General features: G+C 72.0%; 21 protein-coding genes. 17 read left to right on the forward strand and 4 right to left on the reverse strand.

Features of this window, described 5'->3' with window-relative positions; translation table 11 throughout:
* Positions 1 to 7 precede the first annotated feature (7 nt).
* On the reverse strand, positions 8 to 484 hold the full coding sequence (locus tag AX018_RS00675; protein ID WP_111875334.1) for a PACE efflux transporter: 477 nt from the start codon (positions 482 to 484) through the stop codon (positions 8 to 10).
* A 71-nt stretch (positions 485 to 555) separates the two neighbouring features.
* Between AX018_RS00675 and AX018_RS00680 the strand changes: the two genes are divergently transcribed.
* The 8 genes from AX018_RS00680 (at position 556) to AX018_RS00715 (ending at position 8260) form a co-directional block, all read left to right on the forward strand.
* Positions 556 to 1470 (forward strand): LysR family transcriptional regulator, encoded by a 915-nt coding sequence (locus AX018_RS00680; RefSeq protein ID WP_111875335.1) that lies wholly within the window; start codon positions 556 to 558, stop codon positions 1468 to 1470.
* A 208-nt stretch (positions 1471 to 1678) separates the two neighbouring features.
* Positions 1679 to 2614, forward strand: coding sequence for a hypothetical protein (locus AX018_RS00685; RefSeq protein ID WP_111875336.1), 936 nt, complete (start codon positions 1679 to 1681; stop codon positions 2612 to 2614).
* Positions 2615 to 2656: 42 nt separating this feature from the next.
* On the forward strand, positions 2657 to 3154 hold the full coding sequence (locus AX018_RS00690) for a hypothetical protein (RefSeq protein WP_111875337.1): 498 nt from the start codon (positions 2657 to 2659) through the stop codon (positions 3152 to 3154).
* A 14-nt stretch (positions 3155 to 3168) separates the two neighbouring features.
* Positions 3169 to 3618, forward strand: coding sequence for a phage virion morphogenesis family protein (locus AX018_RS00695; RefSeq protein WP_111875338.1), 450 nt, complete (start codon positions 3169 to 3171; stop codon positions 3616 to 3618).
* A gap of 187 nt (positions 3619 to 3805) precedes the next feature.
* The gene (locus tag AX018_RS00700) at positions 3806 to 4360 is read left to right on the forward strand and encodes a hypothetical protein (protein ID WP_245951376.1); all 555 of its coding nucleotides are present in this window, start codon (positions 3806 to 3808) and stop codon (positions 4358 to 4360) included.
* Positions 4361 to 4739: 379 nt separating this feature from the next.
* Entirely contained in the window at positions 4740 to 5663 is a 924-nt protein-coding gene (locus AX018_RS00705; protein ID WP_245951385.1) for a TonB-dependent siderophore receptor, read from the forward strand.
* 275 nt (positions 5664 to 5938) lie between these two features.
* Positions 5939 to 6823: a PPK2 family polyphosphate kinase gene (locus AX018_RS00710; protein WP_111875340.1), complete on the forward strand. Its 885-nt coding sequence runs from the start codon at positions 5939 to 5941 to the stop codon at positions 6821 to 6823.
* A gap of 123 nt (positions 6824 to 6946) precedes the next feature.
* A complete protein-coding gene (locus AX018_RS00715; protein ID WP_111875341.1) occupies positions 6947 to 8260 on the forward strand; it encodes a Glu/Leu/Phe/Val family dehydrogenase in 1314 nt (437 codons plus the stop codon).
* Between the two features lie 119 nt (positions 8261 to 8379).
* On the opposite strand, the gene AX018_RS00720 is transcribed toward AX018_RS00715, so the two are convergent.
* Both AX018_RS00720 and recQ read right to left on the reverse strand, forming a co-directional pair.
* Positions 8380 to 9492, reverse strand: coding sequence for a Fe-S oxidoreductase (locus tag AX018_RS00720; protein WP_111875342.1), 1113 nt, complete (start codon positions 9490 to 9492; stop codon positions 8380 to 8382).
* Positions 9493 to 10016: 524 nt separating this feature from the next.
* Positions 10017 to 11882, reverse strand: a complete 1866-nt coding sequence (gene recQ, locus AX018_RS00725) for a DNA helicase RecQ (RefSeq protein WP_111875343.1) — start codon at positions 11880 to 11882, stop codon at positions 10017 to 10019.
* A 186-nt stretch (positions 11883 to 12068) separates the two neighbouring features.
* Between recQ and AX018_RS00730 the strand changes: the two genes are divergently transcribed.
* The 9 genes from AX018_RS00730 (at position 12069) to AX018_RS00770 (ending at position 22905) form a co-directional block, all read left to right on the forward strand.
* Positions 12069 to 13133, forward strand: a complete 1065-nt coding sequence (locus AX018_RS00730; protein WP_111875344.1) for a homocysteine S-methyltransferase family protein — start codon at positions 12069 to 12071, stop codon at positions 13131 to 13133.
* Between the two features lie 113 nt (positions 13134 to 13246).
* Entirely contained in the window at positions 13247 to 14701 is a 1455-nt protein-coding gene (locus tag AX018_RS00735; RefSeq protein WP_111875345.1) for a sensor histidine kinase, read from the forward strand.
* Positions 14686 to 16056 carry a sigma-54-dependent transcriptional regulator gene (locus AX018_RS00740; protein ID WP_111875346.1) on the forward strand — a complete coding sequence of 457 codons (1371 nt, stop codon included), beginning with the start codon at positions 14686 to 14688 and terminating at the stop codon, positions 16054 to 16056. Before AX018_RS00735 ends, AX018_RS00740 begins: the two co-directional genes overlap by 16 nt.
* 160 nt (positions 16057 to 16216) lie before the next feature.
* Complete coding sequence (locus tag AX018_RS00745) at positions 16217 to 16933, forward strand: hypothetical protein (RefSeq protein WP_211322339.1); 717 nt, start codon at positions 16217 to 16219, stop codon at positions 16931 to 16933.
* Positions 16934 to 16974: 41 nt separating this feature from the next.
* Entirely contained in the window at positions 16975 to 18279 is a 1305-nt protein-coding gene (locus tag AX018_RS00750; protein ID WP_245951377.1) for an MFS transporter, read from the forward strand.
* Between the two features lie 54 nt (positions 18280 to 18333).
* Positions 18334 to 19242: a dienelactone hydrolase family protein gene (locus AX018_RS00755; RefSeq protein ID WP_111875347.1), complete on the forward strand. Its 909-nt coding sequence runs from the start codon at positions 18334 to 18336 to the stop codon at positions 19240 to 19242.
* Positions 19243 to 19369: 127 nt separating this feature from the next.
* Entirely contained in the window at positions 19370 to 20860 is a 1491-nt protein-coding gene (locus tag AX018_RS00760; RefSeq protein WP_245951378.1) for a methyl-accepting chemotaxis protein, read from the forward strand.
* 229 nt (positions 20861 to 21089) lie between these two features.
* A complete protein-coding gene (locus AX018_RS00765; RefSeq protein ID WP_111875349.1) occupies positions 21090 to 21848 on the forward strand; it encodes an SDR family NAD(P)-dependent oxidoreductase in 759 nt (252 codons plus the stop codon).
* 4 nt (positions 21849 to 21852) lie between these two features.
* Positions 21853 to 22905 carry an AraC family transcriptional regulator gene (locus AX018_RS00770; RefSeq protein ID WP_111875350.1) on the forward strand — a complete coding sequence of 351 codons (1053 nt, stop codon included), beginning with the start codon at positions 21853 to 21855 and terminating at the stop codon, positions 22903 to 22905.
* Here the strand turns inward: AX018_RS00770 and AX018_RS00775 are convergent.
* Positions 22892 to 23215 carry a non-heme iron oxygenase ferredoxin subunit gene (locus AX018_RS00775; RefSeq protein ID WP_111875351.1) on the reverse strand — a complete coding sequence of 108 codons (324 nt, stop codon included), beginning with the start codon at positions 23213 to 23215 and terminating at the stop codon, positions 22892 to 22894. The genes AX018_RS00770 and AX018_RS00775 overlap by 14 nt on opposite strands.
* Positions 23216 to 23225 lie beyond the last annotated feature (10 nt).

Raw genomic sequence — 23225 nt, forward strand, 5'->3', positions numbered from 1 at the left:
GCGCCCGTCAGCCCGGCACGCCCACCGCCTGCGCCGATGCGGGCAGCCCGAACACCCGGTCGAACGCCCAGTTGAAGACGAAGGTGTAGCCCAGGAAGAACAGCAGCAGGCCCAGGTCCATCAGCAGGGCCTCCCAGAGCCCCACGCCGAACCACCACGCCAGCACCGGCACCAGGATGAACGCGAGCCCGCCCTCGAAGCCGATGGCGTGGGCCACGCGCCGCGCGGTGCTGCGCCCGCGCACCGGCTGGCGCGCCTCCCAGCGCTCGAAGGCCCAGTTGAAGGCCACGTTCCACACGATGGCGATGCCCGAGGCGATGGCGGCCACCGCGCCCGAATGGCCGGCGCCCTGGCCCGTGGCCAGCGCCAGCCCCAGAGTGGCCACGGCGATGGCGATCAACTCGTAGAGCGCCACGTAGAGCACGCGGCGCGCGGGGCCCTGCAGGCCGGCGGGACGGGGAGAGAGGGAGGAGGATTGCGACATGGACCGCACTTTATGTGCGCACCGCTGATATATAAAGTCAGCTTGTTTCAGTTTTTCTGACAGGTTGGCGCATGGCCTTTTCTTCCGACAGCGTGCAGGTGTTCCTGGCCGTGCTGGACCACGGCTCGTTCTCGGCGGCGGCGCGGGCGCTGTCGCGCGTGCCCTCGGCCGTGAGCATGACCATCGCCCACCTGGAGGCCGAGCTGGCCGTGCAGCTCTTCGACCGCGCCGGGCGCGAGCCGCGCCCCACGGCGGCCGCGCGCGCGCTGGAGCCGCAGGCACGGCTGCTGGCGGCGCAGTTGCGGCAGCTGAACGCGCAGGCGCTCGCCCTCACCCAGGGGCTGGAGGAGCGCCTCACGCTCGCCATCGCCCCCGAGTTGCTGGCCGGCCCCTGGAGCGGGCCGCTGGCGGCGCTGGCCGAGGAACACCCCCTGCTGCAGGTGGAGGTGCTGGCCGCGCCCCAGGCCGATGCGCTCGCGCTGCTGCACGCGGGGCGCGCGCAGCTGGCGCTGGTGTTCGAGCGCCCCAGCCTGGACGGCCGCGAGGGCTTCCAGGAAGTGGGCAGCGAAACCCTGGTCGCCGTGATGGCGCCCCACCACCCCGTGCTGGCCGCCGCGCGCGCGGCCGGCGGCGACCGCGCGCTGCTGCGCGAGGAGCACCTGACCACCACCCGCCAGATCGTGGTCGCCAGCCGCGACCTGGCGCAGACCGACCCGCGCCTCGTGTTCGCGCGCCACCACTGGCGCACCGACAGCCACCTGGCCGCGCTGGGCCTGATCGAGGCCGGCCTGGGCTGGGGCTGGCAGCCCCGGGCGCTGGCCGAGCCGCGCATCGCCGCCGGAACGCTGGTGGAGATGCCCTTCGAGAACCTCAGCAACGGCGTGGCGCTGTGGGTGGACGTGGTGTGGTCCAAGGAGCGGCCGCTGGGCCTGGGCGCGCGGCGCTTCGTGGCGCTGATCGAGCGGCAGGGCGGGCGGGGCACTTGAGAGTGCGGCCGGGAAGGAGGCGCGGGGCCTTGCGGCATCGCGCACCGGGAAGCCCCCGTACCGCGGCCGGTTGCCGGTGATTTCTCAGATGAAAGTTAAATTAATTTCAATCAATAGTTAAACACTGCTTTGCCTTCCCACGGCCCGTGCGCCGCGACCCGCCGTTAGCATCCGTCCCGACAAAAACGCTATCGACAAGGGGGAATCGATGGGTGCGGAACTCGCTGCCACATTCTTCAATATGGGGTACGCCCAGACCGTGGCCCAGTCCATGGACAAGAACCAGGTGGACGTCCTGGTGCTCACCCAGGGACAGTACATGGGCATCCTGCAGGACAAGGCGAGGAACAACCCCGCGCTGGAATTCAGCCTGCGCAAGATGCTTGCCCATTCGACCTTCGGCCAGTACTGGCAAAAGACATTCAGCCCCCATGCCGGCGAACCCTGGGTCGGCCCGGTGGCGCAGGGCGCCAACGACGCCATCGCCATCACTAGGACGCTGAACGCCATCGGCATGGCAGGGATCACGAGCTACGTGAAGACCACGGCGACCGGCACCTACATCATCATCAAGGGCTACTCGGCCCAGCGCAGCGGCGCCTTGCAGGGAACGCGCTACCTCGCCACCCATCCCAAGATGCTCAAGCTCGGCCTGGGCATGAAGAGCCTGCAGGGCATCGCCAAGGGCGGGTTCACCCTGGGTGTCGTGGTGTCCACGGGGATCGAGTTGATGGACTTCATGTTCAACAACGAGAAGACCATGTATGACCTGGTGGGCGGGATCGGGGTGGAGGCGGTGAAGGGAGGATTGGGCGCCCTGGTGGCCTACGGGGCAGCTGCCATGGTCGGGTCCATTACGGCAGTCGCCGTCCTGCCGCTGGTCGTCATGGCAGTTGTCGCGGTGGGCGTGGGCATCGGATTGAACCAACTGGATACCCACCACGCCATCAAGAGCAAGGTGATTGCCGGCATCAAGATGCTGCCGGAGCACACGGCCCAGGGCCTCTACTACATCGACACCAAGGCCCAGTCCTGGCAGGATGATTTGCGCAACACCGTCGAGCAGAAGAAAGTGGAGATGGGACGTGCGATCGACCAGGGTGTCAAAGACTGGCTCTGCCGCATCCGTTGCGTCCGCTACTGATCCAGTCAACCGTCCATATCCGAGCGGAGTCCCACCCATCCTATGTTCGACGTGCAAAGAATCCGCAAGACCCTGGTATGGGGCATTCCGCTATACCTCGGTCTGACGGCAGGCTCCCTTTTGATGATCGCGCACATGATCGTGCCGACCATCATGGGCATCGCGGCGCAGGCCCCCGCCGTGCGCATTGCCCCAGCCGTCCAGGTGACGCCCTTCATTGCGGCCTTCTGCCTCCTGGGCATCGTGGTCGCGTCCATGCGTGCGATCCCCTGCAGCAGCAGAGCCATCCAACCATTCGAGCGGGCATTCATCATCACGGTGTTGGCGGGAGGAGTGGCCACGCTCCTGATTCCAGTGACTGCGTTGATTTCACGCCACTACATGCCCAGCCTGGGCTATTCAGCATGCCATGCCCTGCAAGGCAATCCCACGCTCTGGTTCACGGACTGGGTGCGCGATCCGGCGTGGTGCGTCCAGGGCAAGAGCCTGGAGTGGGTGAACGAGCAGGCCCGCCGACCGGCCCCATCGCCCCCCCGCTGACGCGGCAGCCCGCGATGGAGCCGGCAACGGCACGAACCTCCATCCGCCGCGATGCCCTGAAAAAGCCGCGCCCCTGGGCGCCGCTGGAACCCCGTGACGCCCGCCGCAAGAAGTACCACTGGGACAAGGTACTAACCCTGCGCAGTGGCATCCACGACCAGCAGTTGGGCGACGACGCCGTGGCCGTGGGCACGAATGCCAACCACGGCGCCATCCATCCGTTCGGGGGAGAGATCGAGCAGCCCGCGCGCGCGGCCACCGTGCGCTATCGCAGTGTGGCTGGGCAGGTGCTCTTCGCTGGCCGCAAGCACAAGCGGGCGACGGAGCGGGCCGTCACGATCCCCGCGCACGTGGTGCGCATTCCGGCGCGGCAGTACCTGGGCATCAGCGCGGCAGACGATGCGGAGGTTCGGGAGGTCATTCGGGAGTGGGCGACCGAGCGTGGGCTGGGGCGGTCGGTTTGACTGACGCCAGGGGCAGTAAACCCACAGCCAGGACCACGCAGGCCGGCGATGGGGGTGTTGCCAATCACAACAATTCTGCGATGGCTTTGTAAGGATCGTGCAAGGTGGCATGGCAGTAATGCCGACCGCTGGCGGGAGGCCAGCGAGCCGCGGCGGTACTGTCCTGCGGCGTCCACCACAAGACCCTATGCCTGACATTGCCCTTTCCTGCCGCCGCGATGGTTGCGGCACGCCCGTTGAGACTTCCGACGCAGGCGCCATCAGCCATCTCATGTACCAGTTCCGAAAGCTCTATCGCCAGTCCACCCTGGCCGCCGACAATGCGGCCCAATATTGGGCGGACGTTGCCGCCACGTCGGACAGCCCGCTCGCTCCCCTGGCCCACGTGCCCGGTGTGTTTGCGGCCCTCTGGACTCCGGATGTGGCGCCGACCACGGCCACTGTGCTCGGTGCGGCGGGTTACGGATTCGCGGCTCTGCCAAAGCACCTTATCCACTTCACGACGGAGGCGGGGGCAGCGGGAATTGCGCGCACCGGCGTCATCAATGCGAGCCGCGCTGGATCGCATGGCATTTTTGGCCCAGGTGTCTATATGGCGAGATTCGGCCTGCCCTTGAACATGATGATCAAGGAAGTGGCGACAGTGCCCATTTATCTGCCTACACCGGCCGGCACGGTGCGAATTCTCCCTTACCTGGTCTATGTGCGCTGGGGCAGTAGCGGTGTCAGGATCGCGAGATGAAATTTCGCGGATTCGCTTTCTACGCCCGCTGGTTCAGTGCCGCCTTCGCCTGGACTTGCTGGGTCCTCGCCTATTTCTATTCGTGGTGGTGGCTGGTCCCGTCGCTTATTCCATACGTGCTCTGCAATAAATTCCTCGGTGACGGTGAGTCATGACAAGGGCAGAAATGAAGATCAGGCGCCGTAGCCCGGCCATTGCTCCTCTGGCGTGTCTCAAATAGGGCTCTGGTTCCCAAGACTTTGCGGCTGCGGCCGCCGACCATGGCGGCATGCATCAACGCACCGCCACCAATACCGCGATCTGCACCGCCACATAGGCATCAACCGTAGCGGTCGCTGCATGCGCTTACAGCCTGGCCACCCAGCCCTTCGCCATCGACATCTTCCAGCCCACCTACGGCCAGGCGCCCGGCACGCTCACGCCCGGCTTCGACACCCGCGACCGCCAGCGCGCCACGGGCCTGTTCGTGCAGGACCAGATCGACCTGACCGACCGCTGGAAGCTGCTGGCGGGCGTGCGCTTCGACCAGTTCCACCAGGACTACGAGAACCGCCTCGCGGGCACGACGCAGGTCCAGAAGCACTCGGCCACCACGCCGCGCGCGGGCCTGACCTACCTGCTGAGCGACCGCGCCTCGCTCTACGTGTCGGCCGGCCGCTCGTTCCGCCCCAACACCGGCGCGGACGAGAGCGGCGGCGCCTTCGCCCCGCAAAAGGGCAAGGCCTTCGAGGCCGGCGCCAAGTGGCAATCGGCCGACCAGCGCCTGAGCGGCGCGGTGGCCCTGTTCGACATCCGCAAGACCAACGTGCTCACGCGCAGCCCCACCAACGCCAACTTCAACATCGCCGCCGGCGAGGTGCGCAGCCGCGGCGCCGAGGCCGACCTCGCGGGGCGGCTGGACGCGCACTGGCGCCTCTCGGCCAACCTCGCCTACACCGACACCGAGGTCACGCGCGACAACAACCCCGCGCTGCTCGGCAAGCGCCTGGCCAACATCCCGCGCGTGAGCGCCGGCCTCTTCGCCATCCGCGAGGACCGGCTCGCCTCCGGCGGGCGCTACGGCCTGGGCGGCGGCCTCGTGCACGTGGGCGAGCGCACGGGCACCGCCACCGACACCTACCGCCTGCCCGCCTACACCACCGCGCGCCTGACCGGCTACTGGCAGATCGACCCGCGCACGCGCCTCACGCTGGACGTGCACAACCTGTTCGACAAGACCTACTACACCGCCTCCTGGGGCGCGATCACCGTGCTGCCCGGCCTGGGGCGGCAGGTGGTGGCGGGCGTGCAGGTGCAGTTCTGAAGCCGGCCCCCCGGGCGGCTGCTCCGCGGCCACCCGGGGGGATCGCGGCGCCGGCTGCAGGCATCGCGGATGGTGCGATGCACCATCGAAGGCGGGGATGCGCCGGGAAAATGAAAAAAGCGCCCTTCAGCCCCAGAATCCAGGCCAGACCGGCGCCATGTCGCCGTCGATATTGGCTTTATAGCTATCAATAACATAGCAGACAGTAAAACGCCACAGCCCCGGCCGGTTGCTCCACAATCGCGGACACCCCGCCACCGCCCGGAGACACCCGCATGGCCCCGCCTTCCCGCGCATTCGACATCCGCGACACGGACACCGCCAGGATCTGGCGGCGCTGGCAGCCGGGCGGGCCGGCGCCGGGCAAGGGCGCCGATGCCGCGGCGCCGTTCTCGCTGGCGGCCTTCGATCCGGCCGCCAAGCCTTTTTCGAGCGGCGAGAAGGCGAAGGACAAATCCGCCGTGGAGGCCCTGGCCGCCGAGATCGACCGGCTGCAGGGCGTGCTCTACGCCGACCGCCGCTTCAAGCTCCTCGTCGTGCTGCAGGGCATGGATGCCTCGGGCAAGGACGGCACGGTGCGCGGCGTGTTCGGCCGGGCGAGCCCGCTGGGCGTGCGCGCGGTGAGCTGGAAGGCCCCCACCGCCATCGAGCGCGCGCACGACTACCTCTGGCGCATCCACGCGCAGGCGCCCGGCGCGGGCGAGATCGCGGTCTTCAACCGCAGCCACTACGAAGACGTGCTCGTGCCCGTGGTCAACGGGGAAATCACCGACGCGCAGCACCGCCAGCGCCTCGCGCACATCAACGACTTCGAGCGCATGCTGGCCGAGACGGGCACCGTCATCCTCAAGTTCATGCTGCGCATCGGCCGGGACGAGCAGCGCAAGCGCCTGCAGGAGCGGCTCGACGACCCGGCCAAGCACTGGAAGTTCGAGCCCGGCGACCTCGCCGTGCGCCGCCAGTGGGACGACTACGAGCGCGCCTACGAGGCCCTGCTGCCCGCCACCCACACGCCCTGGGCGCCCTGGACCATCGTGCCCGCCGACTCCAAGACGCACCGCAACCTCATGATCGCCACGCTCCTGCGCGGCGTGCTGGACGGGCTGGACCTGCGCTACCCCGAGGGCGATCCGGCCCTGGCCCACGTGCGCGTGGAGTAGCACCCGCGCCAACTTATGCAACAGACGCATAACGCCGTGCCACTCCGGCCTTGGACAGCGCCGGGGGGCCGGGCATAAGCTTTGCGTCTGCACAGATTCCCTTCAACCAGGACCTCTCCTCCCATGTCGAACCACGACGCATCGAACGCCGCGCCCCTGCAGACGCACCCCCTGCCCTCCTACCTGCAGGCCGACAACCTCGGCCCCTGGGGCATCTACCTGCAACAGGTGGACCGCGTGACCCCCTACCTCGGCAGCCTCGCGCGCTGGGTGGAAACGCTCAAGCGGCCCAAGCGCGCGCTGATCGTGGACGTGCCGCTTGAGCTGGACAACGGCACCATCGCCCACTTCGAGGGCTACCGCGTGCAGCACAACACGAGCCGCGGCCCCGGCAAGGGCGGCGTGCGCTTCCACCAGGACGTCACGCTCTCCGAGGTGATGGCCCTCTCGGCCTGGATGTCGGTCAAGAACGCGGCCGTGAACGTGCCCTACGGCGGCGCCAAGGGCGGCATCCGCGTCGATCCCAAGACGCTCTCGCGCGCAGAGCTGGAGCGCCTCACGCGCCGCTACACGAGCGAGATCGGCATCATCATCGGCCCCTCCAAGGACATCCCCGCGCCTGACGTCAACACCAACGGCCAGATCATGGCCTGGATGATGGACACCTACTCCATGAACGTGGGCTCCACCGCCACCGGCGTGGTCACCGGCAAGCCGGTGGACCTGGGCGGCTCGCTGGGCCGCGTCGAGGCCACGGGTCGCGGCGTGTTCACGGTGGGCGTCGAGGCCGCCAAGCTCACGGGCCTGGCGATCGCCGGTGCCCGCGTGGCCGTGCAGGGCTTCGGCAACGTGGGCGGCATCGCCGCCAAGCTGTTCGCCGAGGCGGGCGCCAAGGTGGTGGCCGTGCAGGACCACACCGGCACCATCTTCAACGGCAACGGCGTGGACGTGCCCGCGCTGCTGGCCCACGTGAAGGCCCAGGGTGGCGTGGGCGGCTTCGCCGGCGCCGAGAAGATGAACCCCGCCGAGTTCTGGGGCGTGGACTGCGAGATCCTGATCCCCGCGGCCCTGGAAGGCCAGATCACCAAGGACAACGCCGGCCAGATCAAGGCCAAGCTGGTGATCGAGGGCGCCAACGGCCCCACCACCCCCGAGGCCGACGACATCCTGAACGACAAGGGCGTGCTGGTGCTGCCCGACGTGATCGCCAACGCCGGCGGCGTGACGGTGAGCTACTTCGAATGGGTGCAGGACTTCTCCAGCTTCTTCTGGAGCGAGGACGAGATCAACGCCCGCCTCGTGCGCATCATGCAGGATGCCTTCGCCGGCATCTGGCACGTGGCCCAGGAACACAAGGTGAGCCTGCGCACCGCCACCTTCATCGTGGCCTGCCAGCGCATCCTGCACGCCCGCGAAATGCGCGGCCTGTACCCCTGAGCTTTCGCCCGGCCCCTTCCAGAAGGGGCCTGCTCCGTTTCGTGGAGCCTCGGCCACCGGCGCCCGCAAGGGCCTGGTGGCTTTTTTTCGGCCGCGCGGCGCAGGGCCCCGGGGGCCTGTCACGCGCCGGCGGAGCGCTGCGGCGCCATCACCCGCAGCGCCATGCAGAACGGCTGCTCGCAGGGCGCGCGGTCCGCGTACGGGCACCCCTGCACATCGCACAGCGGCACGCCGCCCCGGCGCGCGGCCGCCTCGGCCTCCTCGTCCTCGCGGCGGTAGCCGCTCGCCTGCAGGGCCGCCATCTGCAGCCAGGGATCGGTGCGCGCCACCGGCACCAGCCACTCGCGCCCGTAGAGCCCTGGCGGGGGCGGCGGCTGGAACTCCAGCGACAGCAGCGCGCTGCCGCGCACGCCGCCTGCGCCGGCCCCGTCCCGGCCCTGCAGCACCAGCGCGAACACCCCCGACTCCAGCTGGGCCGTGCGCCCCGGCAGCGGCACCGTCAGCGCGGCACCCGCGCCGGCACCGGCGGGCATTGGCGCCGTGCCGCCCCCGGCGGGCGGGGGAACCGCCGCGCCGCGCTGCAGCCACGCGGCCGGCGCCTGCAGCGTGAACGAGAACCCCCGCTCGCCATCCTCCGCGTGCACGCTGCCCTGCCCCACCAGCCAGGTCTGCAGCGCCGCCGCAGGACCCTGCAACGCGGCACCGGCCCGCAGCGCCTGGGCCTGCTCCGCCGTCCAGGGCTGGGCGGCCACCACGCGCAGGCCCCCGCCCGCCCCCGCGAGCTGGTGCGCCAGCATGCCGAGCAGTGCGCGCATCGGTCCGGCGACGCCCCCGGCCGGCCAGGCACCGGCGGCCCCCGCCACGGGCGCCGCGCCCGGAGCGGACACCGGGGCGGCGACGCCTCCAGCGCCGGGGCTGGCGGGCGCCTGCCCGCCGGGGGACGCCCCGCGCCCCCCGGGCCCCGCCACCGCCGCGCCCGGGCCGCGCGATCCGGGCGGCAGCCCCGCCGCCGCCGCATCCGCCCGCGCACGCGCCTCCGGCGATACGCTGACGCGCTCGGCGGGCGGCGTGGCGGGTGTGGGGAGAGGGAGCGCGGAGGGCGTGGCCGGGGCTGGCGCGGTGCGGTCCCGGTCGGTGCCGAGCAGCATGTTCTGCCGCTGCAGCGCGGCTTCCGCCATCAGGCGTGCCAGGGGAGCCAGCGGCGGGCGTGGCGGATCGATGGATGAAGGCATGGGGCGCGACCTTCCGGGTAGAGCCGGCCCCCGGGGCGGGCGGCCAGGGCCCGATTCTGCGGCGTGGCGCGGCTGGCCGCCACCGCATCGGCCGGCGCTCGCGCGTGCCGTTCGGTGCCGGGGCGGGCACGCAGCCCGCCCACGGCCCGACGGCCCACGGTCAGCCCGCGCCCCAGGCGCGCCAGCCGCCGCGGATTTTTCGATCGCCTCATCCGGCTTCGCAATCAAAAAGATAACTGCGTTGCTTCGCCTGGCCGTGCTACAGCACTGTCTGCGGCTTCGCGCCTTGTTCTCTCTTTGATGGCAAATCCGTATCCGCGCTCCTCCCCCGCTCCCGGCCCGTGGTGCGGGCCGTCTGCGGGATTTATACCGAAGGTCCGTGAAAACGTGAACATTTGTAAACCATTGACCCCGGGCTGCAGTGCCGGCCCGCACGGCGTCAGCGCGACGTAAGAAAGCGCGGCTAATGCCAGCCCCACGGCGCCACGGCCCCATGGACGGCCGGCTCCCCGGTGGGCCGGCCGCTACTGCGCGCCCTGCCGGCAGATCCGCAGCACATCCTCGCCATAGGCCTCCAGCTTCTTCGCGCCCATGCCGCTGATGCCCTGCAGGTCGGCCAGCGACGCGGGATGGCGCTCGGCGATGGCGGCCAGCGTGGCGTCGTGGAAGATCACGTAGGCCGGCAGGTTGTGCTCGCGCGCCACCTCGGCGCGCCAGGCCTTGAGGTTGATGAAGCGCGCCTGCGCATCCGGACCCAGGTTGGCGGCGGCCGCTGGCGGCGCCGTGCTGCGCCGCGTGCGCCGGGCCGGCGCGCTGGCCGTGGATTCGCGCAGCTGCACAGGCACCTGGCCCTTGAGCACGGGGCGCGAGCCTTCGGTGAGCGCCAGCGTGTCGAAGCTGTGGCCGCTCTCCAGCATCACTTTATGCAGCCCCACCGCGCCCGTGGCCAGCAACTGGCGCAGCACGCCGCGCAGCTGGGCCTCGGAATAGTCTTTCCCGAGGCCGAAGGTGGAGAGCTTGTCGTGGCCGAACTGCTTGACCTTCTCGGTGTCCTTGCCGCGCACGATGTCCATGATGTGCCCGGTGCCGAAGGTGAGCCCGCTCGCCTCGTGCACGCGGTAGATGGTGGAGAGCAGCTTGCGCGCCGCGTCCGTGCCGTCCCACACCGCGGGCGGGTTGATGCAGTTGTCGCAGTTGCCGCAGGGCTCGGACGGCTCGCCGAAATAGCCCAGCAGGCGCACGCGGCGGCAGTCGGTGGCCTCGGCCAGGCCCAGCAGCGCGTCGAGCTTGCCGCGCATCACCTGCTTGAATTCCTCGCCCGCCGGGCTCTCGTCGATCATGCGGCGCTGGTTCACCACGTCCTGCAGGCCGTAGGCCATCCAGGCGTCGGCGGCCAGGCCGTCGCGGCCCGCGCGGCCGGTTTCCTGGTAGTAGCCCTCGATGTTCTTGGGCATGTCCACGTGGGCGACGAAGCGCACGTCGGGCTTGTCGATGCCCATGCCGAAGGCTATTGTTGCCACCATCACGATGCCCTCCTCGCGCAGGAAGCGGTCCTGGTTCTCCTGGCGCACCTCGGGCGGCAGGCCGGCGTGGTAGGGCAGCGACTTCAGGCCCGCGTCGACCAGCGCGGCGGACATCTCCTCCACGCGCTTGCGGGACTGGCAATAGACCACGCCCGCGTCCTCGGGGTGCTCGCGCTCGATGAAGCGCAGCAGCTGCGCGAGCGGCTCCTTCTTCTCCTCGATGCGGTAGCGGATATTGGGCCGGTCGAAGCTGCTGACGAAATGCTGCGCGCCTTCGAGCTGCAGCCGCTCCACGATGTCGGCGCGCGTGAGCGCGTCGGCCGTGGCGGTGAGCGCGATGCGCGGCACGCCGGGGTAGCGCTCGTGCAGCACGGTGAGCGCGCGGTATTCGGGGCGGAAGTCGTGGCCCCACTGGCTCACGCAGTGCGCCTCGTCGATGGCGAACATCGAGAGCTGGCCGCGCTGGTGCAGGCCGTCGAGCAGCTCCAGGAAGCGCGGCGTGGTGAGCCGCTCGGGCGCGGCATAGAGCATGGTGATGTCGCCGCGCGCCACGCGCCGCTCCAGCTCCTGCGTCTGCTGCCAGTCGAGCGTGGAGTTGAGGAAGGCGGCGTCCACCCCCGCCTCGTGCAGCGCACCCACCTGGTCGTGCATGAGCGCGATGAGCGGCGAGACCACGATGGCCACGCCCCGGCCCGCATCGCGCCGCACGATGGCCGGCACCTGGTAGCACAGCGACTTGCCGCCGCCCGTGGGCATGAGCACGAGCGCGTCGCCACCGGCGATCACGTGCTCGACGATGGCCTGCTGCGGGCCCCTGAACTGGTCGTAGCCAAAGACGTCGTGCAGGACGAAATGCGCGGGGGACAAACTGATTTACTCTCTTTTTTATAGCAATCCATATCGCAAAATCAACGACATGGAGGCCATCAGGCTCAATTTCCGAAGGGCGCGGCATCCACGATGCCCGCGCCCGCCAAGCCGCCTATTGTGCGCGGCCCCGGCACCGGGCCCCCGCCGGCCGGAACGGGCCACCGGCCTTCCTACAATCGCGGGATGACGCTCCCCCGCTACACCCGCGCCCAGCAGCTCCCCGACATCCTCGCCCGGCGCATCGCCATCCTCGACGGCGCCATGGGCACCATGATCCAGCGCTTCAAGCTCGGGGAGGCGCAGTACCGGGGCGAGGGCTACGGCGGCCCGGACGGCGCGGGCGAGCGCTTCAAGGACTTCCCGCGCGACGTGAAGGGCAACAACGAACTGCTCTCGCTCACCCGCCCGGACGTGATCCGCGACATCCACGAGGGCTACCTCGCGGCGGGCGCCGACCTGATCGAGACCAACACCTTCGGCGCCACCACCATCGCGCAGGAGGACTACCGCATGGCCGATCTGGCGCGCGAGATGAACCGCGCCTCGGCCCGCCTCGCGCGCGCGGCCTGCGACAAGTTCTCCACGCCCGACAAGCCCCGCTTCGTGGCCGGCGCGCTCGGCCCCACGCCCAAGACGGCCAGCATCAGCCCCGACGTGAACGACCCCGGCGCGCGCAACGTCGATTTCGAGCAGCTGCGCGCGGCCTACTACGAGCAGACCGAGGACCTGGTCGCGGGCGGCGCCGACGTGCTGCTGGTGGAGACCATCTTCGACACGCTCAACGCCAAGGCCGCCCTGTTCGCCATCGACGAATTCTTCGAGGCGAGCGGCGAATGCCTGCCGCTCATCATCAGCGGCACGGTGACCGACGCCTCGGGCCGCATCCTCTCGGGCCAGACGGTGACGGCCTTCTGGCACAGCGTGCGCCACGCGCGCCCGCTGGCCGTGGGCCTGAACTGCGCCCTGGGCGCCACGCTGATGCGCCCCTACATCCAGGAGTTGAACCGCGTGGCGGAGGACACCTTCATCAGCTGCTACCCCAACGCCGGCCTGCCCAATCCGATGAGCGACACCGGCTTCGACGAGACGCCCGAGGTGACCAGCCGCCTGGTGCACGAGTTCGCCGCCGAGGGGCTGGTGAACATCGTGGGCGGCTGCTGCGGCACCACGCCGGACCACATCGCGGCGATCAGCCGGGCTGTGGGCCCGGTGCCGGCGCGCCGGCTGTTCTACCCCGAGGCGGCCTGACCCGGGGCCGACCACAGGGGCGCGGCGCCGGCACGCCCTGCCGGCCTGCTCCTACCGCCGCGGCGCCCCCGGGCGCTTAGCATGCGCTGCCACCACCGCCCCCCAGGCCCGCCGTGAGGTCCCTGCGCATTCAACTGCTTCTTTTCTGGATCCTGCTGATCGGGGCCTGCGCGCTCGTGGCGGTGGTCATCGTGGGCCTGTACCGCTCCGGATCGGGCGCGCAGGTCGCCGCCGGCCGCGACCGGGCGGCGCGGGCCTGCGAGGACATCGCCCTGCGCTACGCCCGCTCGGCCCCGCAGGCGGCCGCGGACGCGCCGCAGGTGGATCTGCTGCGCGTGCTGCTGCAGATGGTGCTGCGGGAAGCGCCCCACGTGGAGGGCGGCGTGTGGCGCGACGGGCCGGGCATGCTGGCCTATGCCTATCCCACCTACGAGGGCAGCGGCGTGAAGAGCGACATCCCCGCGGCCGAGGCGCCGCTGCTGGTGGAGATGGCCCGGCAGGCGAGCGCCTCCGGGCGGCCGCTGGTCAATCTGATGCGCGGCAGCCGCGAGGTGCTCATCGTCGCGGCCTGCCCGCTGCCGGCCCACCCCGACACGGCCGTCTGGACCATGACGCGCACGCAGGCGGGCGCGCTCGCCGCCCAGGACGGCCTGCGCACCGGCATCGCGGTGCTGGCGCTGATCGTCGTCGTCTCCGGCGCCTGGCTGGCCTGGCTGCTGCAGCAGGGGCTGCGGCGCGTGCGCCGCATCGAGCACGCGCTGGCGCAGGCCACAGGCGATGCCGTGCCCGAGCTGGAGCGCACGGGCACCCAGGAGCTCGACCGCATCGTCGATGGCTTCAACGGCTTCCGCGCGCGCTTCGAGGAGGCGCGCGCCCGCCTGCGGGAGGCGCTCGCCCGGCAGCAGCGCGACATGCGCCTGGCCGCGCTGGGGCGCATGACCGCCGCCGTGGCGCACGAGATCCGCAACCCCATCGCGGCCATGCGCCTGAAGGCCGACAACGCCCTGGCCGCGCCGCCCGAGCGGCATGCCGACGCGCTGGGGGCCATCGTCACCCAGATCGACCGCCTCGAAGGCCTGGTGCAGAGCCTGCTGGCCCTGGTGCAGCCGCTCGCCCTCCAGCCCCGGCCCGTGCCCCTGCGGGAGTGGCTGGACGAGCGCCTCGACGCCGCGCGCCCCCGGGCCGAGGCCCGGGGCGTGCGCCTCGCATGCCCGGGCAATCCGCCCGAGTGCGCCGTGTTCGACCCCGTGCACCTCGCGCGCGCCATCGACAACCTGCTGGACAACGCCGTGCGGCATGCGCGCGAGGGCGGCAGCGTGGTGCTGACGGTGCGCGCCGACGAGGCCCGCGCCCTCTGGACCCTGGAGGTCGAGGACGACGGCCCGGGCGTGCCCGAGGCGCTGCGGGCGCAACTGTTCGAGCCCTTCGCCACCGGCCGCGCCGACGGCAACGGCCTGGGCCTGGCGCTGGCCCGCGAGGTCGCCCTGGCGCACGGCGGAGAGCTGCATTACGCGCCCCGGGACGGCGGCGCGCTGTTCATTCTGGAGCTGCCATGGCGCGCCTGCTAGTGGTCGATGACGACGACGCCTTCCGGGACTCGCTGGCCGAGACCCTGCAGGGGCTGGGCCACGAGGTCCACGCCGCCCCCGGCGGCGAACAGGCGCTGCGGCTCATGGAGCGCACCCGCTACGGCGCCGTGTTCCTCGACCACCGCATGCCGGGCATGGATGGCCTGGAGACGCTGCGGGCCATGGCGGCGCGCTGCGCGCGGCTGCCGCCCGTGGTGGTGCTCACGGCCTATGCCAGCGGCTCGGGCACCATCGAGGCCATGCGGCTCGGCGCGTTCGACCACCTGACCAAGCCGGTCAGCCGCGCGGCCGTGATCGAGGTGCTGGAGCGCGCCCTGCGCCCGGACCCCGCGCCCGGCGGCGCACCCATGCCCGGGGCCGGCGATGACGATGACGGCGAGCTGATCGGCGTCAGCGAGGCCATGCGCGAGGTGCACAAGCGCATCGGCCTGGCCGCCGCGAGCGACGCGCCGGTGCTCATCGAGGGCGAGACCGGCACGGGCAAAGAGCTCGTGGCCCGGGCGCTGCACCGGCACTCGGAGCGCGGCGCGGGCCCCTTCGTGGCGGTGAACTGCGCGGCCATCCCCGGCGAGCTGCTGGAGAGCGAGCTGTTCGGCCACGTGAAGGGCGCCTTCACCGGCGCCGCCGCCGACCGGCCCGGGTGCTTCCGCGCGGCGGACGGGGGCGTGCTGCTGCTCGACGAGATCGGCGACATGGCGCCGGACGTGCAGGCCAAGCTGCTGCGCGCGCTGCAGGAGGGCGAGGTCACCCCGCTGGGCAGCCACCGGCCCGTGAAGGTGGACGTGCGCATCGTGGCCGCCACGCACCGCGACCTCGCCGCCGCCGTGCGCGAAGGCCGCTTCCGCGAAGACCTGCGCTACCGCCTCGACGTGCTGCACATCCGCCTGCCGCCCCTGCGCGAGCGCCTGGCGGACATCGTGCCCCTGGCCGAGCACTTCCTGCGCCGCGCGGCCGCGCCGCAGCCCGCCAAGCGCCTCTCGGCCGAGGCCGCGCGCGAGCTGCTGGCCCACGCCTGGCCCGGCAACGTGCGCGAGCTGCGCAACGCCATGGAGCGCTGCCACGCGCTGCAGCGCGGCCCGGTGGTGGCCGCCGCGGACCTGCTGCCGCCGCAGCCGGCGTCCACGCCGGGGCCGGACACGCCGGACGCGCTGGACGCGGAATGGCCCGGCGGCTGGCTCGACGGCGAACTGCCCCAGGCCGTCGAGCGGCTGGAGCGCCTGATGCTCGCGCACGCGCTGGCCCAGGCCCGGGGCAACCGCTCGCTCGCGGCGCGGCGCCTGGGCATCCACCGGCAGCTGCTCTACAGCAAGCTCGCGCAGTACGGGCTCGGCTGAACGCGTGGGCCCCGGGGGTGTCCGCCATCCGGACACAGGTGTCGCCATTCCACCCGGCCACGCCACGGCCTGCGCACGCAAGCCATTGATTCATAAGGGCATGCGACTTGGCACGGCGCTTGATGGTGGTTCAGCGTCGCAATCCACCAGGAGTCTTTCCATGCCATTGAATCCTTTGATCCGCACCGGCCTGATCGCCGCCGCGCTGGCCGCCGCCGGCGCCCATGCCCAGCCGCAGCCCCCGGGGCCCCTGGGCCCGGGAGGCCCCGTGGCCACGCCGGCCCCGGTGGCGCAGGCCACCCAGAGCGGACGCCTGCAGCGCTGGCTGCTCAACCCCAACGGCGAGGCGGACGGCCTGCTGCTCGACGACAGCACGCAGGTGGCCTTTCCGCCCCACCTCTCCACCTCGCTGACATCCTGGCTCCGGCCGGGCGACGCGGTGGACGTGGTGGGCTGGCGCATCTCCAGCACGGCCGCGATGCGCGCCAGCACGATCCGCTCGCAGGGCCGCTCCGTCGATGACACGCCCCCGGTCCCCGGCCAGTTCCCGCCGCCGCCCCGGGATGCCCTGAGCGCCATGAACACCGACGGCCGCATCGCGCTGGTGCTGTTCAACGACCGGGGTGACGCGCACGGCGTGCTGCTCGACAGCGGCGTGATCGTGCGCTTCCCGCCGCACGTGGGCTTCGCGCAGGCCGCGCTGCTGCAGCCCGGCGCCACGTTCTCCGCGCGCGGCTGGGGCACCCGCAACACCCTGGGCATCGCGCTGGAGGCCGCGCAGATGGGCGCGACGGCCGACACGCTGCAGGACGTGCTCGGCCCCATCGGCCCGGCCGGTCCCGTCGGCCCCGCGGGCGGGCCGCCGCGCGCACCGTGACACCCGCCCCCGCCGCACCGCGCACCCATCCGCCAGCCGCCATGCGCACGCCCGATGCCCTCCACGCAGGCCCCGGGGAGGCGGCCTCCAGCCGCTCGCTCGCGGCGCTCGCCGCGATGGGCTTTTTCATGGCGGACGTGCGCGACGGCCTGGGCCCGTTCCTCGCCACCCACCTGCAGTCGCAGCGCACCGACCAGGCGCTCATCGGCCTGGTGATGGCCGCCGGGGGCCTCGCGGCGGTCGCGGTGACGCCGCTGGCGGGCCTCTGGGTGGACCGCACGCGGGCCCTGCGCGCCCTCACCGCCGCCAGCACCCTGCTGATCCTCGGGGCCAGCGCGATCGCGTTCCTGACCCGCTCGCCGGGCATGCTGGTGCTGTCGCAGGTCGCCACCGGCGCGGCCGGCGCCCTGCTGGCCGCGACCCTGGCCGCGCTCACCCTGGGCCTGGCGCGCAGCGCGGGCCTGCGCCGGCAGACCGGGCGCAACGAGGCCTGCAACCACGCGGGCAACATCGCCTCGGCGCTGGGGGCCGCCGCCGTGGCGCACTGGCTCGGGGCCCCCTGGATGCTGGCCGTGATGGCGGGCATGGCGGCGGCCGCGCTCGCCTGCCTGGCCGCCATCCGGGCCGATGACATCGACCCCGGCGCGGCGCGCGGCGCCCAGCCCCCCGGGCCCCTCGCGCCCGGGGCCGCGCCCGGCCCCGGCGGGCTGCGGGCCTTGCGGGGCCACCGCGCCCTGTGGCTCTTCGCCCTCAGCTGCGCGCTCTTCCACCTCGGCAACGCCGCCATGCTGCCCCTGCTGAACCAGCGGCTCGCGGCCACGGAGCCCGCCTCGGCCCCCCTGCTGTGGACGGGCGTCGCCATCGTCGTCGCGCAGCTCACCATGGTGCCGGTGGCGCTCTGGGTCGCGCGCAGCCGGCGGTTCGACCTGCCGGTGTTCATCTACATCGCCATCCTCGCGCTGCCCCTGCGCGGCGTGATCGCCGGGTGGATTCCGGGCGCCTGGGCCAACGTGCCGGTGCAGATCCTCGACGGCATCGCCGCGGGCATGCTGGGCGTGGCCACGCCCCTGATGGTGGAGCGCCAGGTGCGCGGCAGCGGCTGCTACAACACCGCCCTGGGGCTGGTGATGGCCCTGCAGGGCATCGGCGCGGCGCTGAGCCCCGCCATCGCCAACGCGGTGGTGGGCGCGCAGGGCCACTTCGGCCGGGCCTTCGCCGTGCTGGCGGGCTGCGCGGCGCTGGCGCTGCCCGCCTTCATGCTCGCGCAGCGGTCGGCGCGCCGGGCCGCGCGCGCCGCCCCCGCGCAACCGCCGCACGGCCCCCTGCGAACCAGACAGACGGCGTGACGGCCACCACGCCGCCCGGGATAATGCGCGGCACCCCGGCCCCCAGGTTCCGCCATGCACTCCATCCGCCGCATCCTGCCGCTGTTGCTTGCTGCCCTGCTCTCCACGGGCCTGGCGGGCCCAGGCCTCGCCGCCACGGCCCCCGAACCGCCCACCCCCGACACCCGGGTGCTGCGCCTGGACATCGACGGGCACAGCGTGGACCTGGTGACCCAGGTCTTCCGCCCCGAGGGGCCCGGCCCCTTCCCGCTGGTGATCTTTTCGCACGGCCGGTCGGCCGACCCCGACGTGCGCGCCCAACTGAAAAATCCCGTCCCCCTGGGGCACGTGCGCTACTGGCTGCGCAAGGGCGTGGCGGTGGTTGCCGCCATCCGCCCGGGCTACGGCGCCACGGGGGGCGCCGACCGCGAGAACTCGTCCGCCCGGTGGCCCGCCGGCGCCACCCGCTGCACGGGCCAGCCCGACTTCACGGTCGTGGCGCGCAACGCCCGCGCCACCGTCCATGCCCTGCACCAGTGGGCGCTGCAGCAGCCCTGGGTGCGGCACGACCGCATCCTGCTGGAAGGCCAGTCGGTGGGCGGCCTGACCACCATCGCCGCGGCCGCCGAGAACCTGCCCGGGGTCGTGGGGGCCGTCAACTTCTCCGGCGGCGCCGGGGGCAAGCCCGCCGTCGCGCCCGGCCAGAGCTGCAGGCCCGAGCTGCTGACGGACGTCTACCGGCAACTGGGCACCCAGGTGCACGTGCCCACGCTGTGGCTCTATGCCGAGAACGACCAGTTCTGGGGGCCGCGCATGCCCTCGCTGTGGTTCGACGCCTTCCGCCAGGGCGGCAGCGATGCGCGGTTCGTCGCGGCCCCCGCACTGGAGGGCACGGACGGGCACCGGCTGCTGCTGGCGGGGGGCCGGCACTGGCAGGAGCCGCTGGACAGGTTCGTGGAGAAAGTCGGGCTGGTGGCGCATTAGCCTCGCCGGCCCCGCGCCCAGATTGCGCTTCCACCCCGCACGTTTCAAAATGAAACATATCGTGCGGCAAGGCCCCCGGTCCGCGGAAGGCCCCGGGCCCCGCACGAGTGCACGGAAAGGAACGAGGATGGACACGACGGGTGCTCGGATGGCGGACAAGCCGGCTTTCAGCCGCGGAGCCGAGGGCGTGGAGGACGAAACGCTGCGGGCCATCGGCCGGCGGGCCGATGCGCTGGTGCTGGGCATGGTGGCCCTGGGCGGCCTGGTGGCCCTGTGGATCGGCGGGATGCATGGCCGCCCCGGCACGGCGGCCGCCTGGGCCGGGCTGCTGCTCGGCGCGGGCGCCCTGGCCTACGGCATGGCGCGCGGCACGCTGCTCTCGCGCCTGGTGCTGGTGGTGGTGGGCATGGGCATGGTCGCGCTGCACATCCAGCTCAGCCTGGGCACGCTGGAGTTCCACTTCGGCGTGTTCGTGTTCCTGGCCTTCCTGCTGGCCTACCGCGACTGGCGGCCGGTGGTGTTCGGCGCGGCGGTGATCGCCGTGCACCACATCGCCTTCGACCGGCTGCAGCTCGCGGGCCTGCCGTTCTACTGCCTGGGCGAGCCGGATTTCGGGCGCATCCTGGTGCATGCGGCCTTCGTGGTGGTGCAGACGGCGGTGGAGGTGGGCATCTCGCTGCGCACGCGCGCCGACGCGATCGAATCGGCCGAACTGCAGCGGCTGTGCCGGCCGCAGGCCGACGGGCAACTGGCGCTGGACGTGGGCCACGTGGCCGTGCACAGCGCGAGCGCCACGGCCCTGCGCGATGCGTTGCTGCGGCTGCACGGCGTGGTGGCCGACGTGCACCGGGCGGCCGAGGGCATGTCCAGCGCCTCCGGGCAAATCGCGGCGGGCAACCAGGACCTGAGCCAGCGCACCGAACGCACGGCTTCGCACCTGCAGGAAGCCGCGGCCTCGATGGAGCAGCTGGGCGGCGTGGTGAACCACAACGCCCAGGAAGCGGTGGCGGCCCGGGCGCTCACCCAGGAGGCCTCGCAGCGCGCCGAGCAGTGCGGCCAGGTGGTGTCCGGGGTGGTCGCCACCATGCAGGAGATCCAGGAGGGCGCCCGGCGCATCGCCGACCTGCTGGGCGAGATCGACGGCATCGCCTTCCAGACCAACATCCTGGCGCTCAACGCGGCCGTGGAGGCCGCGCGCGCGGGCGAGCAGGGCCGGGGCTTCGCCGTGGTGGCCAGCGAGGTGCGCTCCCTGGCGGGCCGCAGCGCGGAGGCGGCGCGCCAGGTGCGCACGCTCATCGCCACCTCGCGCGAGCAGGCCGACCGGGGCACCGAGCTGGTGGCCGAGGCCGGCCGCAGCATGGACAGCGTGGTGGACTGCGCGCGCCGCGCATCGCACCGGGTGGACGCCATCTGCACCAGCGTGCAGGGCCAGTCGGGCGACCTGGACCGCGTGAGCGAATCGGTCACCCAGGTGGACCAGATGACGCAGCAGAACGCCGCGCTGGTGGAGGAATCCGCCGCCGCGGCCGCGAGCCTGCAGCAGCAGGCCCACCGGCTGCGCAGCGTGGTGGACGGGTTCCGCTTCGATCCGGCGCGCGCGCTCTCCGCGCCGGCCTGAGTTCCCCCGCCCAGCCGCCTCGCCCCCTGTGCGGGCGAGGCTGGACGCAAGGATGGCGTGGTTTGCCGCGAACCTGACGCGGTCTGCATGCCATCGCGGGGCGGCAGCGCCTAGAGTGCCGACACGCACCCGGACGCTGTGCCGGGCCCCACGCGGTACGGCGCTCCCGGCGAGACGGCTCGCAGGGCCCGCCCCTGTCCGCACCACCCGGCAAAGGAGCATCGACATCATGTCCAGGAAGACGGCATTGGTCACCGGAGGAACCACCGGCATCGGCCTCGCGATCGCATCGCAACTCGCCCGCAAGGGCCTCAACGTGGTCATCAGCGGCCGGCGCGAGTCCGAAGGGCTCGCGGCCGTCCGCCAGCTCCAGCAGGAGGCCACGGGCGGCGCGGCCGTCCGCTTCATGCGCAACGACGTCACGGTCGAGAGCGACGTGAAGGCGATGTTCGACGGCATCGCCTCGGCGTTCGGCACGCTGGACTATGCGGTCAACAACGCGGGCACGGCGCTGGAGACCAAGCCGCTGGCGGACACGGACAGCGACGCGTTCAGGCAGGTGCTCGACGTGAACGTGCTCGGGCTGTATTACTGCATGAAGGAGGAGATCCGGCGCATGCTGGGCCAGGGCGGGGGCTCCATCGTCAACATGGCCTCCGCCGCCGGGCTCAACGGCATGGCCTGGGTGGGGCCGTACGCCGCCACCAAACATGCGGTGGTGGGCCTGACGCGCACGGCGGCGCTGGAATACGCCACGCAGAACCTCCGCGTCAACGCCGTGGCGCCCGGCACCATCCGCACCGAGCGGATCGAGGAGCGGATCCGCTCCAGCGGCGCCAGCGCGGAAGCGGTCGCCGCGATGCATCCCATGCAGCGCCTGGGCACCCCCGAGGAAGTCGCCCACGCCACGTGCTGGCTGCTGTCGGACGAGGCGAGCTTCGTGACGGGCCACGTCCTCAGCGTGGACGGCGGCTTGCAGGCGCGGTAGTTCCATGCGCGGCGACGCCATCGACCCGGTGAGGATCTCCCCCGCCTTCTGGGAAGGGGTGCGGCGGGTGGGCGTGGACCCGGCCGCGCTGATCCGCCGCTCTAAGCTGCCGCTCCAGGCCCTCGCCGAAGGGCGGCGCGTCAAGACCCACCACTACTTCGCCGTCTGGCAGGCGCTGGCGGAAATGGCGGGCGACGCGGGCATCGGCCTCAGGATGGCCGCCGCGGTGGATGCCTCCGTGATGCCGCCGACCTTCATCATGGCCCAGCATGCCCGCGATCTGCGGGACGCGCTGCGCCGGATCGCGCGCTTCAAGCACCTCTGCGCGCCAGAGGAAGTCGTGCTGGAGGAAAGCCCGGGGGCCTGCAGCATCGAGGTCCGGTGGCTGCCCACCGGGATACGGCCCCCGGACGACCTGACCGATGCGGTCCTGGCCGCGCTGCTGCGGCTCGCGCGGCATGGCACGGGGCGCGAGATCCGCGCGCTGCGCGTCGAACTCGCGCGTGCGCAGCCCGCGCACTCCGGGCACGAGCGGTTCTTCGGCGGCCCCGTGCGGTGGCGCTCCACGGGCAACCGCCTGGTCCTGCACGGCGCGGACCTGGACCTCGCGTTCACGACCTACAACGCGGACCTGCTGGCCATCCTCACCCCGGCGCTGGAGGCGGAATCCGCGAAGCTGCAAAGCGGCCTCCGGATCGCGGACCGGGTGCGCTGGGTGCTGCACCGCCTCATGAGCGCCGGACGCCCCGAGGTCGATGCCGTGGCGGCGGAGCTGTCCATGAGCGGCCGGTCGCTGCAGCGGCGGCTGACGGTGGAAGGCGTCACGTTCCAGTCGCTGCTGCAGGAAACCCGGCAACGGCTGGCGCGGCAGTACCTGCAGGACCCGCAGCTCGACCTGGCCGAAGTGGCGTGCCTGCTGGGCTACGAGGACGGGAATTCGTTCCACCGGGCCTTCCGGCAGTGGGAGCGGCAGAGCCCGGGCGACTGGCGCGCCCTGGCGCTGGACACGGGGCCGGGCCCGGATCGGTCCGAAAGAATCGCCCTCAAGCCAGCTTGAGGTACACCCGCCCCTGCTCGACGCGCACCGGATAGGTCCGCACGCCCTGGGTGAGCGGCGCGCACAGCGCGCTGCCGTCGCGCACGTCGAAGCGGCCCTGGTGCAGCGGGCATTCGATCTCGTGCCCTTCCAGAAAGCCGTCGCACAGCCGCGCGCTTCCGTGGGTGCAGAGGTTGTCGGTGGCGAAGACCTCGCCGCCCACGGTGTAGAGCGCCACGTCGCGCCCATCCACGTCCACGCCCACCACGTCGTCCTCGGGCAGGTCGCCCCGCGCGATGGCCTCGGTCCAGCCGGTGTCGGTGTCTTGCATGGGGCGTCTC

The sequence above is a fragment of the Paracidovorax anthurii genome, from assembly GCF_003269065.1.
Lineage (GTDB): Bacteria > Pseudomonadota > Gammaproteobacteria > Burkholderiales > Burkholderiaceae_C > Paracidovorax > Paracidovorax anthurii.